Here is a 15,764-nt window from a genome sequence, read left to right on the forward strand (position 1 = left end):
CACGGCCTTGCTGCGCCCAACTGTGCATGTGTCTGCAGTCAGCTTTTCCCATGGGCTGTCAGGGCACCATAAGCCGATCCTGTGGATCCGGCGCTCTGTGCCAACCCTTGGGCAAGCCTTCGGGTACCCCGTGATGGCACCATGACGCGGTGACCCTCGCACGACAGCACCAGATCCAGGTCGTAGCCCACCGCGGAGCCTCCGAAGATGCCCCCGAGCACACGCTGGCCGCGTACAAGAGAGCGGTCGAGGACGGTGCCGACGCTCTTGAATGCGACGTACGCCTCACTGCGGACGGACATCTCGTCTGTGTCCACGATCGTCGCGTGAACCGCACGTCGAACGGCCGGGGAGCCGTATCGGCCCTGGAACTCTCCGATCTCGCCACCCTCGACTTCGGCTCCTGGAAGAACAACCACGGCGAGGCCGACGAAGGCCCCGACTGGGAGGACACCTCCGTTCTCACCCTGGAGCGGCTCCTGGAGCTGGTGGCCGAGAGCAACGCTTCGGGGCGCAACGTCCAGCTGGCCATCGAGACCAAGCACCCCACCCGCTGGGCGGGCCAGGTCGAGGAAAGGCTGCTTCTTCTACTGAAGCGCTTCGGTCTGGACTCCCCGCCCGCCGACGGCCCCTCTCCCGTACGCGTCATGAGCTTCTCGGCGCGCTCCCTGCACCGGGTGCGGGCCGCGTCCCCCACACTGCCGACGGTCTACCTGATGCAGTTCGTCTCGCCGCGCCACCGCGACGGCCGCCTGCCCGAGGGCGTGCGGATCGCGGGACCGGGCATGCGGATCGTCCGCAATCACCCCGCCTACGTGGCCAAACTCAAGCGCGCGGGCCACCAGGTGCACGTGTGGACCGTGAACGAACCCGAGGACGTCGAGCTGTGCGCCGAACTCGGCGTCGACGCCATCATCACCAATCGCCCCAAGCAGGTGCTGTCCCAGCTGGGCCGCCGCTAACCGCAACCCCGTCGATTACAGGGTGTGCACCGGCGCGTTCGTTCCGTATTCGATCGTTCCGAGTGCGTCACCGCACAAGGATTGGCCGGTTTCCGGTCCAGTCCATTGGGGCATTCACACCGTGGCGTGGGGCGAAGGAGGTCTCGGGGGTGGCGTTGGTGGTGGCACGGGAGGTGCCCGCGTCGTCGAGCATGGCCGTACCTCATGGCCCGGCGGGCGTGGGGGAAGCAAGGCACCGGATGCGTGATCAACTGCGTATGAACGGGATGCCGGAATCGGTCGTCGACGATGCCGTACTGGTCCTTTCGGAATTGCTCAGCAATGCCTGTCGGCACGGCAGGCCACTGGGCGAGGGAATGGTCGGTGACGGTGATGTCCGGGCCGCATGGCACGTGGACAAGACAGGCCGGCTGACGGTCGAGGTGACGGACGGCGGCGGCCCGACCCGCCCCGTTCCTGCCACACCCTCGGTCACCGCGCACGGCGGCCGCGGGCTCAACATCATCACGGCCCTCGCCGACGCGTGGGGCGTGCGCGACGACACCCACGGCGAGGTCACGGTCTGGGTCGTCGTCCATGCCGGCCACCGCCACGAGGACTTCGCTACGCGCGTCGCGGCCCCGTCCGCCGCCACGATGTCCGAGCTCGCGTACGCGGACCCCTTCGACGACCGCGACTGACGACCCCGCCCACGGCCTCGACCGGCGGCTTCGTCCGGCAGTCCCGGCCCACGACTTCCACCGACTCCGGCTGAATCCCGACGCCCCATGGGCGAGCGGCTAGGCTCGCGCCCGTACGCCCAAGACGTACGAAGAGCCACGCTGTAAAGCCGCATCCGGGAGACACCCAAGATGGCCAAGAAGCGCCCTCAGACCAAGGGCAAGCAGCCGCAGCTGACGGACGGGCAGGTCCCTGTCGTCGGCGCCCGCGAACCCTGCCCCTGCGGTTCGGGCCGCCGTTACAAGGCCTGTCACGGCCGCGCCGCCGCGCACGCGGTGACCGAGCTGGTGCACCGCCCCTTCGAAGGCCTGCCCGGCGAGGGCGACTGGGTGGCCCTGCGGGAGCTCGTCCCGGCGGCCACGGTCGAACTGCCCCTCAAGGACGGGCTGCCGGACGGCGTGCCCTCCGTCTCCCTGGCGACCGTCCTGCCGATGGCCTGGCCCGCACTGCGCCGCGACGACGGCTCGGTCCTGCTCGGCCTGCAGAACGACACCGCGTCCGGCGACATCAGCCGCGACCTCGCCGACACCCTCCAGCGCGCCCTGGCCGCCGAGCCCGGCTCCCCGGTCCAGGCCCGCCGCGCCCCGGCCGACGGACCGCGCCTGCAGGACATCCTCGACCCCGACGGCACATTCGAGCCGAACGTACATGCGGGCTTCGAGTTCTGGGTGCCGGATTCGGAGAACGCGTCCCCGGAGGTCTCCGCGTCCCTGGAGCGGGCGAACGCCGCCGCGATCCCGACCGTGAAGCTCTCCTCGGTGGACTCGGCGTACTGGTGCGAGACCCCGGAGAAGAACCACCTGCGGTGGGTCATGCCGCACGCCGAGGAGAAGCTCCTCGACGCGCTCGCCCGGCTGCACGTGGCCGGTGCGTCGAGCCTCGGAGAGGGCACCCGCCTGGTCGGTTCCTTCCGGGCGCACGGTCTGACGGTGCCGGTGTGGGACCTGCCGAGCGGGATGGGTGCCGAGGACATCGAGAAGCCCGCCGCGGAGTTCGCCGAGCGGCTCGCGACGGCCCTCGGCAACGATGCCCCGCTCACGCCGGAGGAGCGCCGGGCGCGCGGCGGTCTCACCAACCGCCAGGTGACGCTTAGCTGACCCGTCAGTCAGTTGTAGGGGAATGGGTGACTCCTGTCACAACTCCCCGTCGTCGCAGGTAAATCCCTGTCTGGATATCCGAGATCGAATTTGCCCAGAGCAGATCTCTTGTTACCGTTCAGGTAGCCCGGTTGCTGGTGCATCCCCCGTCGCCAGCAACCGGGCCCTTGTGTGTCCGGACCGTCCTACGGCCCGGACAGCACTCTCAACTGGCCTGAGGCCGGGCGGAGTTGCTCCCGGAGCGCAGCAACAGCGGCCCGCCGCTCCCGACGTCGGCGAACTCCACCACCGCCGTGTACGCCTCGGCTTCCCCCGCGGTTCGTTCCCGCGGCGTCTCGCACGCACCCGGCTCGTCCGCCGCGTCCACCGCACAGTGCGTCTGTACGGTGCGTCCGCCCGGCCCCATGAAGGTCAGCACGGCGCTCAGCTCGTCGCCGGTCGTGTTGCGGTAGTACGTGCGCCCCCAGGTGTCGTCCTCCCGGGTCAGGACGCAGGTTTGGGCCTCGATGCCCTTGGGGGAGGTGAGTTCGGGTCCGCAGCGGGCAGCGCGTGTCGAAGTCGGCTTCTCCGTAGTGGGCTGTTTCGCGTCGGTGGGCTGTTTCGCGTCGGGATCCGGCGCCGCCCCCGGTTCCGCGTCCGCCTGCCGCTCCGACGGCTTGGCTTCGGCGTCACCGTCGCCCACGGGCCCCGCGGACGCGCCGGCGAGCGGCAGGAGAACCGTGATGGCCACGACGCCCATGAGCGCGAGCAGGCGGGGGTTCATGGTCCCTGACACTAACGACGTTTGACGTGCGGCCGGCCCGCCGCACGCCCATTTCCCCTACAACTCGGGCGCGCTCACACCCGTACGAGTGAGGGCGTCCACCACCGCGTCCACCACGGCCTCCACGTCGGGCACCCAGGGCGCCGCCGAGCCGGGCAGCGGAGCCCGCTCCCAGTGCACCGGCCCCTGGCCCGTCTCGGAGGGCGGCAGGGCGATGTATCCGCCCTCTCCGTGGAAGCGCAGTGAGCCCGGTACGTAGTCCTTGGCGTACAGCAGGTCGCCCAACTGCTCCATGGAGTACGGCGCTACGAGCAGGAAGAGGCGGGCCGGGGTCGCGACGACCGGGCCGAGCCTGATGCCCGTCTTGTCGAGCGCGGCCAGGGCGCGCGCGCCCGCCATCGCAGGCAGGCTGACGGCGCACGGTGCGCTGCCGCCGGTGGCGAGCACGATGGGCGCGTCCGGGCGGTTCGTCCACCACCAGCGCACCATGCGCTCATCGGTCGTCGCGGTCAGCAGACCGGGGTCGAGAGGGTGCGCTCCTGGCACTGTGCAGTCGGGGTCGGGGCAGGCGCACCGGGTGCCGTCTCGCCGGTCGAGTCCGACGCCCGGCACCACGGACCACTTCCATGCCGTCGCAAAGGTCAGGGCCGCGCCGTACAGACCGGGACTCTGGTCAGACTTCCTGCCGGTGAGCCTGGACAGGAGCCTGCTTCGCCTTCCGAGGATCTCGCGCATGAGCGCTCGTTCCTTTCCGTTTACACGCCGAGGAACACGGCGGGCCACATCACACCATGTGTGGATCACTTCGCTGTGCGTAGAACTGGCGCATCACACCCCAGCCTGCGGCATGGGGAACCCCTAGGGGCCGAGCGTTAGCGTGGCGTGGGGTGGCGGTGCCTGGCGTTTGCTGTCCCGCATACTTTTCGCCGCCTCCCCCACGGGAGGATGGGGCACGGTCGTCGTGAGTTAAGACGCCCGGTTCCGTCACCAGGTTCCGGGCGGATCTCAACTGCCCCTGGTCATCACCGATTACGTACCCATCACGGCCGCTGTGACGCGCCTCCCGTGCCTGAGGGCCTGGGAGTACCCCTTGTTGAACAATCCCAGTCGATCGCAATAGGCCGTCGCCTCAGGCACTTTTGAGCCAAGTTACCAAGATCGCTCTTAGGTCACAGAATTCCCACGGACACCAGGAATCCCAGCTGGACAATGCTGGACATCCCCTAACCAGTGCGTGTAGATGTGGAGAACATTGCAAGCGGCGCAGAATGACATGGGGGTTTGCGATGCTATTGAGCAATACGCACCGGTCGGAAAGCCGTCAGCCATGAACCCTCCGCATCTGCCGAAAGTGGCCGGAATCGATTCAACTGTTCCGCCACAAGACCACACTGCCCCGCCCGCCCCGCAGGCCCAGGGCACCCCGACCCTGCTGATCCAGGACCGGCTCGCGGGCTGGGTCTCCGATCTGACCACGCTGCAGGAGCTCACCGAGCGCCTGGCGCGCACGGCCTCCCTCGACGAAGCCCTGCACGAACTGCTGCGCGCCGGAGCCGCCCTCGTCGGCGCACGCCGCGGCCTGCTCGTCCTGGAGCCCGCCGACCGGCTCGGCCCCGACACCACGGTCGGCCTCGGCCTCGCCCGCGCCGACCTCGGCCACATCGAGACCGTGCCCCGCGGCGCCACCGCCTTCGGACGGCTCCTCGACGCACCGCCCGTGCCGCCGGGTGCGCAGACCGAGCTCATCGACGCCGATCTGCTCGCCGACAGCGGCCTCGACCCCCGCCACCGCGAGGTCGCCGTCCGCCTCGGGTACGCCGCGAGCTACGCACTGCCCCTGTCCACCGAGACCGCGGGCCGCATCGGCGCCGCCGTCTGGCTGTACGACGAGCCCGCGGAGCCCGACGAGCGCCACCGGCACCTCGTCGGTCTCTACGCCCGGCAGGCCGCCGAGCACCTGGCGCTGCTGATCGAGCTGGACCGCGCCCGTAAGACGGAAGCCACCCTGCGCGAGGAGCTGCTGCCCTCGCGCCTGCCGCGGGTCGCCGAAGTGCAGCTCGCCGCCCGGCACCGCACCTGCGCGCGCGGAGGCGGCGACTGGTTCGACGCGCTGCCGCTGCCCGATGCCGCGCTCGGTCTCGCGGTCGGGTCCGTCACCGGGTCGGGGCCGAGCGCCGTCGCCGCGATGGGGCGCCTGCGGGCCTCCTTGCGGGCGTACGCCGTGATGGAGGGCGAGGACCCCGTCGCCGTACTGTCCGATCTGGAGCTGCTGCTCAGGCTCACCGAGCCCGCGCGGTCGGCGACCGCCCTCTTCGCCTACTGCGAGCCGGCCCAGCGCAAGATCATCCTGGCCGGTGCCGGGCACAGCCCGCCCCTGGTGATCGGTGAGCGGCGCACGGAGTTCGTGGAGACCTCGCTGTCGGCGCCCCTGGGGATGCTCGCGTGCTGGGAGGCGCCCAGCGTGGAGTTCAGGGCGGAGCCGGGAGAAACGGTGCTTCTCTACACGGACGGTCTGCTCCACCGCACCGGCGACCCCATGGACCGGGCCTTCGCGCGGCTGCACGCGGCGGCGGCGAGCGTGCCGAAACCGGTGCGCGCCGACCCGGCCGCGCTCGCCGATCACATCCTGCGGACTGTGCTGCCGGACGGGCTCGACGCGGTCGAGAGCGACGAGGACGTGGTCCTCCTCGCGGCCCGTTTCGAGTAACCCCCGCAATACGGCATGTAATGGGCCTTCCGGCTCTGGGACCCCTTCCGTACGCCCGTACGATGGAGGGGGTTCAGTGTCGTACATAGGAGGCAGATCGTGTCGGAGGAGCTCATTCGGGAGATCCCGGAGACCCCGGAAGGCCTGGAGACCGAGTCCGAGGAAGAGCCGATCAAGCAGCGCAAGAACGGCCTGTACCCGGGCGTGTCCGACGAGCTCGCCGAGAACATGAAGTCCGGCTGGGCCGACACCGAGCTGCACGACCTGCAGCCGATCGCCCAGGCAGCGCACACCGCCGCCCGCCGTGCCGCGCTCTCCGCCCGTTTCCCGGGCGAGCGTCTCGTGATCCCCGCGGGCAATCTCAAGACCCGCTCGAACGACACCGAGTACGCCTTCCGCTCCTCCGTCGAGTACGCGTACCTGACCGGCAACCAGACCGAGGACGGCGTCCTCGTCCTTGAGCCGTCCGACTTCGCCGACGGCACGAGCGGCCACGAGGCCACCATCTACCTGCTGCCGCGCTCCGACCGCGAGAACGGCGAGTTCTGGCTGGACGGCCAGGGCGAGCTGTGGGTCGGCCGCAGGCACTCCCTCACCGAGGCCGAGACGCTGTACGGCATCCCGGCCTCCGACGTGCGTGAGCTGCCCGCGCAGCTGCGCGAGGCGACCGGTTCCGTCCGGGTCGTCCGCGGCTTCGACGCGGGCATCGAGGCCGCGCTGACCGACAAGGTCACCGCCGAGCGCGACGAGGAACTGCGCGTCTTCCTTTCCGAGGCCCGTCTGGTCAAGGACGAGTTCGAGATCGGCGAGCTGCAGAAGGCGTGCGACTCGACGGCCCGCGGCTTCGAGGACGTCGTGCGTGTCCTGGACAAGGCCGAGGCGACCAGCGAGCGCTACATCGAGGGCACCTTCTTCCTGCGCGCCCGCGTCGACGGCAACGACATCGGCTACGGCTCGATCTGCGCCGCGGGCCCGCACGCCACGACGCTGCACTGGGTGCGCAACGACGGCGCCGTGCGCTCCGGGGAACTGCTGCTGCTCGACGCCGGTGTGGAGACGCACACGTACTACACCGCCGACGTGACGCGGACGCTGCCGATCAACGGTCGCTTCAACGAACTGCAGCGAAAGATCTACGACGCCGTGTACGAGGCCCAGGAGGCCGGCATCGCGGCGGTGCAGCCCGGTGGCAAGTACCGCGACTTCCACGACGCCGCGCAGCGCGTGCTCGCCGAGAAGCTCGTGGAGTGGGGTCTCGTCGAGGGCCCGGTCGAGCGCGTCCTGGAGCTGGGTCTGCAGCGCCGCTGGACCCTGCACGGCACCGGTCACATGCTCGGCATGGACGTCCACGACTGCGCCGCCGCGCGCCGTGAGACCTACGCCGACGGTGTCCTGGAGCCCGGCATGTGCCTGACCGTCGAGCCCGGTCTGTACTTCCAGGCGGACGACCTGACCGTGCCGGAGGAGTACCGCGGCATCGGTGTGCGGATCGAGGACGACATCCTCGTGACGGCCGACGGCAACAAGAACCTGTCCGCCGCGCTGCCGCGCCGGGCCGATGACGTCGAGGCGTGGATGGCCGAGCTCAAGAGCTGAGCATCCTGCAAAGCGGGCCTCTTCTTTAAGAAGGGGCCCGTTTTGCGTTGCCGGGGCCCGGCGATCATCGGCGGGGCCTAGCGCTCGTCCTCGCCCGCCACCTTGCCGGTGCTCAGGGCGATGCGGTTCCAGGTGTTGATGGTGAAGATCAGGGCCAGCACGTGGCCCAGTTCCGTCTCGTCGAAGTGCGCTGCCGCGCGGGCGTAGACGTCGTCCGGGACACCACCCCGGTGGACGAGCGTGACGGCTTCGGTCAGGTCGAGTGCCGCCTGCTCCTTCTCCGTGAAGAAGTTCCTGGCCTCGCGCCAGACGCCCACCATGTGCAGCCGCGCCTCGTCCTCGCCGGCCTTGCGCGCGTCGGAGGTGTGCATGTGCAGGCAGTAGGCGCAGCCGTTGAGCAGCGAGGCGCGGATCTGGATCAGTTCGACCAGGGCGGGGTCGAGGCCGTCGCGGGCCGCGGCGTCGAGTCCGATCACGGCCTTGAAGGCCTTGGGGGCGGCCTTGGCGAAGTTGAGGCGGGGAGTGTGGGTGTGGGTGTGGGTGTGGGTGTGAGCCTGGGCTGCGGTCTGGGCGGCGGTCTGCGCGGCGTTCTCGTTGTTCGTCATGACCATGAATCTACGGGCGGGATAGACCTTGGATAGGGTGCATTCCCATGCCGGAATCATGGGTCAATTTGGCCGAGCGCATCGGGAGTGACCTGCATCTGGAGCTCTCCGGGGCGGGTGGTCGCCGTGCCGTCCTGATCCGCGCGCTGCGCGACGCCGTGCGCGAGGGGCGGCTCGCTCCGGGGACGCGGCTTCCGCCCTACCGCTCCCTCGCCGCCGACCTGGGCATCGCACGCAACACCGTCGCCGACGCCTACGCCGAGCTGGTCGCCGAGGGCTGGCTGACCGCGCGGCAGGGGTCCGGCACGCGGGTGGCCGACCGGGCGGCTCCTCCCGCGCGCACCCGCCGCCCCAAACGGGCACCCACCCGGCCCGCGACGCCCGCACCGCCCGCCCACGACCTGCGTCAGGGCCAGCCGGACGCCGCCTCCTTCCCCCGCACCGCCTGGCTCGCCGCCGCCCGGCGCGCCCTCGGCTCCGCGCCCAACGAGGCCTTCGGGCCGGGTGACCCGCAGGGGCGCATCGAGCTGCGCCGGGCGCTGGCGGGCTATCTGGGGCGCGCTCGCGGGGTGCGAACCGACCCGGAGCGGATCGTGGTGTGCTCCGGGTTCGCGCACGCCCTGCGGCTGCTCTTCGGGAGCGGGGGAGGCGGGATGCTGCGGGGGCCCCTGGCCGTGGAGTCGTACGGGCTCGGCTTTCATCGCTCGATCCTGGCGACCGCGGGCGTACGGACGGTCCCGCTGGGCCTCGACGAAATGGGCGCCCGCGTCGAGGAACTGACCGGCTGTCAGCGAGTCCGGGGTGTGCTGCTCACACCCGCACACCAGTTCCCGACCGGCGGTCCCCTGCACCCCGCCCGACGTTCCGCGGTGATCGACTGGGCACGCACCCGCGACGCCCTCGTCCTGGAGGACGACTACGACGGCGAGTTCCGCTACGACCGGGAGCCCGTGGGCGCCGTACAGGGTTTGGATCCCGAACGCGTCGTATACGTGGGCTCGGTGAGCAAGAGCCTGTCTCCGGGGGTGCGTCTGGGGTGGCTTGTTCTGCCCGAACACCTCATCGACGACGTGCTCGCGGCAAAGGGCGAACGGGAGGCGTGGGCCAGTGTCGTCGACCAGCTCACGCTCGCCGACCTCATCGACACGGGCCACTACGACCGGCACGTCCGCCGCATGCGGCAGCGCTACCGCCACCGCCGCGATCAGCTCGTCGCCGCGCTCGCCGCGCACGCGCCGCACATCAGCCCCACCGGCGTGGCCGCGGGCCTGCACGCCGTCCTGCGGCTGCCGCCCGGAACCGAACAGTCCACGGCGAAGGCGGCCGCCTGGCAGGGCCTCGCACTGGAGGGTCTCGCCGAATTCCGCCACCCGGAGGCCACGATGCCCGCGCCCGACGGCCTGGTCGTCGGCTACTCCACGCCGCCGGAGCACGCCTACGGAGCGGCCCTCGATGCCCTGTGCAGGGCGCTGCCGCCCGGCTGAGCGGGAGGGAGCCGGAGGTTCAGGCCGTGACGAGCCGTGCGTCCACCTCAGGCCGTGACGAGCGGTGTGTGCCTCTCAGGCCGTGACGAGCGGTGTGTCCTCACGCCACTTGAGGATCTTGTCGAAGCTGATCACCGCGCCGCCCCTGCCCCCTGGCTTGTTGCCGAAGTGCACATGATCGGCGAGCTCCTGGATGAGGTACAGACCCCGCCCGTGCTCGGCGGTGTCGGACGCGGGCACCGTGACGGGCACGAATCCGGGGCCGGAATCAGCCACTTCGATGCGGCACTTCTCGCCGTCCAGATACGCCGTCACCCGATAGGCCCCGGCAGCGCCATCGGGGACCGTCGCCCCGCCGTGCTCCACCGCGTTGGCGCAAGCCTCGCTGAGAGCCACCGAGAGGTCGTACGAGACGTCGGGATCCACCCCCGCGGTCTCCATCGTGCCGATCAGCAACCGACGGGCCAGCGGGACGCTCGCAGCTTCGCGCCGCAAATGGAGTGACCACCACATGCTCATGCTCCAGCCTCCTGGCCGCGGCTCGACATACCGATACGTATTGCCGCAAGCGACGGTGTATAAGCGCGCACTTGACGTGATGCCGCCCATACGGCGGACGCGCGGACGGCTCGGGGCGGTGTAGACACGTCCCCCACAAGCAACTCACAGGCCCCCTAAAGCCACCCATTCGGTACCCATAGGCAGTTATCGACCCTCACTGCCACTCATCGGCACCCATCGGCACGGACGGGAGCTTGCGGACCTGCCGTATGCGGCGGGTAAGCCCAGTGCAATGATGTTCCGGCCATGACTGCCCCCCACCAGCGCGAGGCGCGCGCCGGAGTCGACCTCCGGCTCCTGAGAGCCGCGGTGTTCGCCGTGCTCTGCGTCGTGCTGTCCGCCGGGGGCCATGTGCTCGCTTCCTGCGCCGCCGTTCCGCTGTGGACGCTCGGCGTCGGATTCGTCGCCGTCCTCGCCGTCGCCGCACCGCTCGCCGGACGCGAGCGCTCGCTGCCGGGCATCGCCGCCGCGCTCGCTGCCGGGCAGGTGGGCCTGCATGCGCTCTTCGGAGTGGGCCAGCACGGCGCCACGACAGTGGCGAGCACCGACACCACCATGGTGGAGCGGGCCGCGCGCCTGATGTGCGGGGTGGGCGCAGCCGGCCTCAGCCCCGCTCAGGCCCACCGGATCCTGACCACGGCGGGCGTGGAGCCGGGCGGCGGGGCCTCGGGCCACGCCATGCACCACAGCGCACCGGCCACGGCGGCGGACTCCGCGATGGACTCGATGTCGCTGCTCCCGTCGCTGCCGATGCTCCTGGGGCATGTGCTCGCTGCAGTTGCCGCCGGATGGCTGCTGCGCCGTGGCGACATCGCGCTGCTCCGGCTCGTGCGGCTCTCGGCCCACGGGGCGTACGGAGTCGCCGAAGGGGCGCTCGTACGTTCCCTGCGCGGCGCGCTCGCCCTCGTAGGAGCACTGCGCGCCGGGCTCCCCGGAGCGCCCCAGGTCGGTTCACCGACTCCGCGCGCCACGTTCCTCGTACCGGCGAAGCCGCACACCAGCGCGCTCCAGCACACGGTGATCAGGCGGGGCCCGCCGGCCGCCGCCGCACTCGCACTCGCCGCCTGACGCGACGCACTCCTACCGCAGCACTACGGAGAGGTGCCTCACGCCGCGCGGCGTCCCACGCGCGCGTGCCGCTCGGTTCGTCGCCGCGCGCACTCTCCCCTGATCACCGCTGCCGGCCTGCTCGGCGCCGCTGATCATCACCGCTGAAAGTGGAGTGTTCCGCCATGTCTGCTCTGTCTGCGCTGTCCGCCGTGAAGGCCTCCCGCGTCTCTGTCGTCGGTGGCGTCGCCGCCACCGCCGTCCTCCTGCTCTCCGTCCCCGCCTTCGCGCACGTCAGCGTCTCGGCCGAGGGCGAGGCCGCCAAGGGCGGCTACGCCACGGTCAACTTCAAGGTCCCGAACGAGATGGATGACGCCTCGACCAACAAGCTCGAGGTGTCCTTCCCCGAGGACCACCCGCTCGCTTCCGTCATGACGGCGCCCGTCCCCGGCTGGACCGCCAAGGTCACCAAGACGAAGCTCGACAAGCCCCTCGAAATGCACGGCGAGAAGATCGACGAAGCCGTCTCCAAGGTCACCTGGACCGCCGACGGCAAGGGCGTCCAGCCGGGCTCCTTCCAGAAGTTCCCGCTGTCCATCGGCGCGCTCCCCGAGGACGCCGACGAGCTCGTCTTCAAGGCCGTCCAGACGTACGACAACAAGGACGTCGTCCGCTGGATCGAGCCGCAGCAGAAGGGCCAGGAGGAGCCGGAGCACCCGGCCCCGGCCCTTGCGCTCACCGCCGCCTCCGAGGAGGGCCACGACGCCGCCGCCTCGCACGACGAGGCCAAGGAAGACGCGAAGTCGGGCGACAAGACCGAGTCCGCCGCCTCCTCCGACAGCAGCGACTCCACCGCCCGCGTCCTCGGCATCGTCGGCATCGTCGTCGGCGCCGCGGGTGTGGCGTTCGGCGTGCTCGCCGGCCGTCGGCGCGCCAACAGCTGAGCCACCCTTCGGGCCGCACCGGGGGCGTTTCGTCTGCCCCCGGTGCGCCCGGGCCCCCTCACATCTGGGACATTTTCGTATGCGCAAGAAGAAGTTGCTCGCCGCCGCCATGCTGGCCGCGGCCACCCTCACTCTGTCCGCCTGCGGCAGCGGTGACGACGGCAAGAAGCCCGTCGCGGACGTCTCCGTGGAGTCCGGCGGCGACAAGGCCGCGACCGTCCTCGACAAGCCCTTCGAGAAGCCGGACCTCGTCCTCAAGGACACGCACGGCAAGAAGTACGACCTGCGCGAGCGGACCAAGGGCAAGCCGACGCTCCTCTACTTCGGCTACACCAAGTGCCCGGACTTCTGCCCCTTGACGATGAGCAACATCGCCGTCGCCAAGAAGCAGCTGCCCAAGGCCGAACAGGACAAGCTCCAGGTCGTCTTCGTCACCACCGACCCCGAGCGCGACACCCCCGCCCACCTCGGCGAGTGGCTCAAGGGCCAGGACACCGACTTCATCGGTCTGACCGGTGACTTCGACACCATCCAGGCCGGCGCCCGCACCCTGGGCATCAGCATCGAGCCCTCCAAGAAGGAGAAGGGCAAGGTCATCTCGATGCACGGCACGCAGGTCATCGCGTTCTCGCCGAAGACCGACGCCGGGTACGTCCTGTGGGGCCAGGACGCCACCGTGGACGACTACACCAAGGACCTCCCCAAGATCGTCAAGGGAGCGACTCCGTGAACCGTCGCGCACTGATCAGCGGGGCCGTGGCGCTGACGGCGGGGCTCGTCCTCGCGGGCTGCTCGGACTCGTCCGGCGACAAGGCTTCGGGCGAACCGGAGCTCAAGGTCGCCGGCGCGTTCATGCCCGAGCCCGCCATGGACGACATGGCCTCCGGGTTCTTCACCGTCACGAACAAGGGCGGCGCGGACAAGCTCACCTCGGTCACCAGCTCCATCGCCGAGAAGGTCACGCTGCACAGCACCAAGGACGGCGCGATGAAGGAGCAGAAGTCGTTCGCCGTACCCGCGAACGGCGAGCTCGACTTCGCGCGGGGCGGCAACCACCTCATGTTCGAGGAGCTCAAGGACAAGCCGAAGCAGGGCGACAAGGTCGCCGTGACGCTGCACTTCGCAAAGTCGGACCCGATCGAGATTGAGGTTCCGGTGAAGGCCGCCACGTACAACCCCAAGCCCGGCAAGCACGCGTCGCACTGAGGGACTGATCGCTGATGCAGACCATCGCTCCCCGCTGTGGAGTTCGCGCCGGAGGCTCCGGAGCGCGCTCCGGAGCCGCCAGAGCTCGCTCCGGGGCCGCCGCGCGCTTCGGGATAGCCCCCGGCGTCGGACGGCTCCTGCTCGTCGTCGCCGTCTTCCTCGGCGCGCTGCTCGGCACGGCGGCCCCAGCCTCCGCCCACGCGGCGCTGACGGGAAGCGACCCCAAGCAGGGGGCGGTGGTCGACAAGGCGCCCGCAGCCGTCTCGCTGACCTTCTCCGAGAAGGTCGCCATGTCCGACGGCTCCGTACGGGTGCTCGACCCGGCCGGCAAGCGCGTCGACACCGGCAAGACCAGTGACCTCGGGTCCAACACCTACGGCGTGAAGCTGCACAAGGGGTTGCCCGACGGCACCTTCACCGTCGCCTACCAGGTCGTGTCCGCCGACAGCCACCCGATCTCCGGGGCCTTCACGTTCTCCGTGGGCGCGCCGTCGGACACCAAGGTCGCGCTGCCGGACCAGGAGGTGGGCGGCGGGTTCGTCGGCGGCCTCTACGGCTTCGCGCGCTACCTCTCGTACGCCGGGTTCATCCTCGTCGTCGGCGGCGCGGCCTTCGTGCTCGGCTGCTGGCCGCGCGGCGCCGGCGTACGGCCCGTGCAGCGCCTCGTGGTGTCCGGCTGGGTCACGCTCACCGCGTCCACCCTCGTGCTGCTCCTGCTGCGCGCGCCCTACACCGGCTCCGGGAAGATCGCCGACGCCTTGGACATGGCCAAGCTCGGCGACGTGCTCCAAACGAAGACGGGAGCCGCGCTGGTCTCACGGCTCCTCCTGCTGGCCGCCGCCGCGCTCTTCATCGCGGTGCTCTTCGGGGCGTACGAGAAGCGGACCGACCCCAAGGAGCGCAAGGACCTCACCTTCGGGCTCGCGATCGGCGGGGGCGTCGTCGCCGTCGGGCTCGGCGCGACCTGGGCCATGGCCGAGCACGCGTCGACCGGTATCCAGGCCGGGCTCGCGATGCCCGTGGACGTCGTGCACCTGCTCGCCGTGGCGGCCTGGCTCGGCGGGCTCGCGGCGCTCGTCGTCGCCCTCTACTTCGCGCCGTCGGTGGATGCCGGGGCGGTGAAACGCTTCTCCCGGGTCGCGTTCTGCAGCGTCGTCGCCCTCGCGGCTACCGGGCTCTACCAGTCGTGGCGGCAGGTCGGTTCGTGGTCGGCCCTCACCGGTACGTGGTACGGACAGCTGCTCCTGATCAAGGTCGGTCTGGTCGTCGTACTCGTCGGCATCGCCTGGATCTCGCGCCGCTGGACGGCCCGGATCGCGGGCCAGACGGGCGATGTGGCCCCGGAGGCGGCCGCGGCGACCGTCGTCGAGAAGCGCGCGGAGAAGCATGCGGAGAAGAACGCCGCGGCCAAGCGCGTGGAGAAGAAGCCGGTGACGGTGCCCGCCGGAGGCACCGGCGCGGATTCCAAGGAGGCCAAGGCGTCCAAGGACTCCAAGGAGTCCAAGCGCTCCGCCCAACTCGCCCGCCAGCAGGCCGCCATGAGCACCGCCCGCGAGAAGCGGATCCGCGACGCCGACCCCAACCGCTCCGGCCTGCGCCGCTCCGTGCTCGCGGAGGCGGGCGTCGCCGTGGTCCTGCTCGCCGTCACGACGGTCCTCACCTCCACCGAGCCGGGGCGTACGGAGGAAGAGGCTGCGGCGTCGAAGACGGCCGCCGCCGCACAGCGGTCAGGACCGCTCACCCTCAAGATCCCCTTCGACACGGGCTCCGACGACGGCAAGGGCACCCTGCAGCTCGACCTGGACCCCGGCCGCACGGGCAGCAACGACATGCACATCTTCGTGAAGCGGCCGAACGGCAGTGCCTTCGACATCCCCGAGGTGAAGGTCTCCTTCACCCTCAAGTCGAAGGATCTCGGCCCCCTGCCTGTCGCTCCCGACCACATCTCCACCGGACACTGGAGCTCCAGCGGGGTGCAGATCCCGATGGCCGGCAACTGGAAGATCGCGGTGACCGTACGCACCTCCGACATCGACCAAGTGACCGTGAACAAGAACGCGCAGATCGGCTGA

Annotated in this window: 15 protein-coding genes; 11 read left to right on the forward strand and 4 right to left on the reverse strand. The window is 70.5% G+C overall.

Going from position 1 to position 15,764, the window contains the following annotated elements:
* Positions 1–149 precede the first annotated feature (149 nt).
* The 3 genes from ACWFR3_RS15760 to ACWFR3_RS15770 all read left to right on the forward strand — a co-directional run bounded on the left by ACWFR3_RS15760 (position 150) and on the right by ACWFR3_RS15770 (position 2,779).
* Positions 150–962, forward strand: a complete 813-nt coding sequence (locus tag ACWFR3_RS15760; RefSeq protein ID WP_453735113.1) for a glycerophosphodiester phosphodiesterase — start codon at positions 150–152, stop codon at positions 960–962.
* Between the two features lie 62 nt (positions 963–1,024).
* Entirely contained in the window at positions 1,025–1,642 is a 618-nt protein-coding gene (locus ACWFR3_RS15765) for an ATP-binding protein (RefSeq protein ID WP_453735114.1), read from the forward strand.
* A gap of 171 nt (positions 1,643–1,813) precedes the next feature.
* On the forward strand, positions 1,814–2,779 hold the full coding sequence (locus tag ACWFR3_RS15770) for a DUF5926 family protein (protein ID WP_453735115.1): 966 nt from the start codon (positions 1,814–1,816) through the stop codon (positions 2,777–2,779).
* 205 nt (positions 2,780–2,984) lie between these two features.
* Here ACWFR3_RS15770 and ACWFR3_RS15775 read toward each other — a convergent pair whose 3' ends face one another.
* Together ACWFR3_RS15775 and ACWFR3_RS15780 are read right to left on the reverse strand one after the other, a co-directional pair.
* A complete protein-coding gene (locus ACWFR3_RS15775) occupies positions 2,985–3,542 on the reverse strand; it encodes a hypothetical protein (protein ID WP_453735116.1) in 558 nt (185 codons plus the stop codon).
* Between the two features lie 57 nt (positions 3,543–3,599).
* Positions 3,600–4,277: a bifunctional DNA primase/polymerase gene (locus ACWFR3_RS15780; RefSeq protein WP_453735117.1), complete on the reverse strand. Its 678-nt coding sequence runs from the start codon at positions 4,275–4,277 to the stop codon at positions 3,600–3,602.
* A gap of 538 nt (positions 4,278–4,815) precedes the next feature.
* Here ACWFR3_RS15780 and ACWFR3_RS15785 point away from each other — a divergent pair.
* Positions 4,816–6,249 carry a PP2C family protein-serine/threonine phosphatase gene (locus tag ACWFR3_RS15785; RefSeq protein WP_453735118.1) on the forward strand — a complete coding sequence of 478 codons (1,434 nt, stop codon included), beginning with the start codon at positions 4,816–4,818 and terminating at the stop codon, positions 6,247–6,249.
* A gap of 99 nt (positions 6,250–6,348) precedes the next feature.
* On the forward strand, positions 6,349–7,845 hold the full coding sequence (locus ACWFR3_RS15790) for an aminopeptidase P family protein (protein ID WP_453735119.1): 1,497 nt from the start codon (positions 6,349–6,351) through the stop codon (positions 7,843–7,845).
* A 77-nt stretch (positions 7,846–7,922) separates the two neighbouring features.
* Here the strand turns inward: ACWFR3_RS15790 and ACWFR3_RS15795 are convergent, their stop codons facing one another.
* Complete coding sequence (locus ACWFR3_RS15795; protein WP_453735120.1) at positions 7,923–8,456, reverse strand: carboxymuconolactone decarboxylase family protein; 534 nt, start codon at positions 8,454–8,456, stop codon at positions 7,923–7,925.
* A gap of 41 nt (positions 8,457–8,497) precedes the next feature.
* Here ACWFR3_RS15795 and pdxR point away from each other — a divergent pair, with 41 nt between their 5' ends.
* Positions 8,498–9,934 carry a MocR-like pyridoxine biosynthesis transcription factor PdxR gene (pdxR, locus tag ACWFR3_RS15800; protein WP_453735121.1) on the forward strand — a complete coding sequence of 479 codons (1,437 nt, stop codon included), beginning with the start codon at positions 8,498–8,500 and terminating at the stop codon, positions 9,932–9,934.
* 75 nt (positions 9,935–10,009) lie between these two features.
* On the opposite strand, the gene ACWFR3_RS15805 is transcribed toward pdxR, so the two are convergent.
* Positions 10,010–10,453 carry an ATP-binding protein gene (locus ACWFR3_RS15805; protein ID WP_453735122.1) on the reverse strand — a complete coding sequence of 148 codons (444 nt, stop codon included), beginning with the start codon at positions 10,451–10,453 and terminating at the stop codon, positions 10,010–10,012.
* 288 nt (positions 10,454–10,741) lie between these two features.
* Between ACWFR3_RS15805 and ACWFR3_RS15810 the strand changes: the two genes are divergently transcribed.
* The 5 genes from ACWFR3_RS15810 to ACWFR3_RS15830 all read left to right on the forward strand — a co-directional run bounded on the left by ACWFR3_RS15810 (position 10,742) and on the right by ACWFR3_RS15830 (position 15,764).
* Positions 10,742–11,563, forward strand: coding sequence for a hypothetical protein (locus tag ACWFR3_RS15810; RefSeq protein WP_453735123.1), 822 nt, complete (start codon positions 10,742–10,744; stop codon positions 11,561–11,563).
* A gap of 191 nt (positions 11,564–11,754) precedes the next feature.
* On the forward strand, positions 11,755–12,486 hold the full coding sequence (locus ACWFR3_RS15815) for a YcnI family copper-binding membrane protein (RefSeq protein ID WP_453735170.1): 732 nt from the start codon (positions 11,755–11,757) through the stop codon (positions 12,484–12,486).
* A gap of 79 nt (positions 12,487–12,565) precedes the next feature.
* Positions 12,566–13,216, forward strand: coding sequence for an SCO family protein (locus tag ACWFR3_RS15820; RefSeq protein WP_453735124.1), 651 nt, complete (start codon positions 12,566–12,568; stop codon positions 13,214–13,216).
* Positions 13,213–13,692 (forward strand): copper chaperone PCu(A)C, encoded by a 480-nt coding sequence (locus ACWFR3_RS15825; RefSeq protein WP_453735125.1) that lies wholly within the window; start codon positions 13,213–13,215, stop codon positions 13,690–13,692. Before ACWFR3_RS15820 ends, ACWFR3_RS15825 begins: the two co-directional genes overlap by 4 nt.
* Before the next feature lie 14 nt (positions 13,693–13,706).
* Positions 13,707–15,764, forward strand: coding sequence for a copper resistance CopC/CopD family protein (locus ACWFR3_RS15830; protein ID WP_453735126.1), 2,058 nt, complete (start codon positions 13,707–13,709; stop codon positions 15,762–15,764).

The sequence above is a fragment of the Streptomyces sp. NPDC055189 genome (assembly GCF_053606765.1).

Bases quoted from the DNA above. Each gene is read 5' to 3' on its own strand.
- pdxR (WP_453735121.1), top strand. From the start codon at position 8,498: ATGCCGGAATCATGGGTCAATTTGGCCGAGCGCATCGGGAGTGACCTG.
- ACWFR3_RS15820 (WP_453735124.1), top strand. From the start codon at position 12,566: ATGCGCAAGAAGAAGTTGCTCGCCGCCGCCATGCTGGCCGCGGCCACC.
- ACWFR3_RS15805 (WP_453735122.1), bottom strand. From the start codon at position 10,453: ATGAGCATGTGGTGGTCACTCCATTTGCGGCGCGAAGCTGCGAGCGTC.
- ACWFR3_RS15770 (WP_453735115.1), top strand. From the start codon at position 1,814: ATGGCCAAGAAGCGCCCTCAGACCAAGGGCAAGCAGCCGCAGCTGACG.
- ACWFR3_RS15830 (WP_453735126.1), top strand. From the start codon at position 13,707: ATGCAGACCATCGCTCCCCGCTGTGGAGTTCGCGCCGGAGGCTCCGGA.
- ACWFR3_RS15795 (WP_453735120.1), bottom strand. From the start codon at position 8,456: ATGGTCATGACGAACAACGAGAACGCCGCGCAGACCGCCGCCCAGACC.
- ACWFR3_RS15810 (WP_453735123.1), top strand. From the start codon at position 10,742: ATGACTGCCCCCCACCAGCGCGAGGCGCGCGCCGGAGTCGACCTCCGG.
- ACWFR3_RS15775 (WP_453735116.1), bottom strand. From the start codon at position 3,542: ATGAACCCCCGCCTGCTCGCGCTCATGGGCGTCGTGGCCATCACGGTT.
- ACWFR3_RS15780 (WP_453735117.1), bottom strand. From the start codon at position 4,277: ATGCGCGAGATCCTCGGAAGGCGAAGCAGGCTCCTGTCCAGGCTCACC.
- ACWFR3_RS15785 (WP_453735118.1), top strand. From the start codon at position 4,816: ATGGGGGTTTGCGATGCTATTGAGCAATACGCACCGGTCGGAAAGCCG.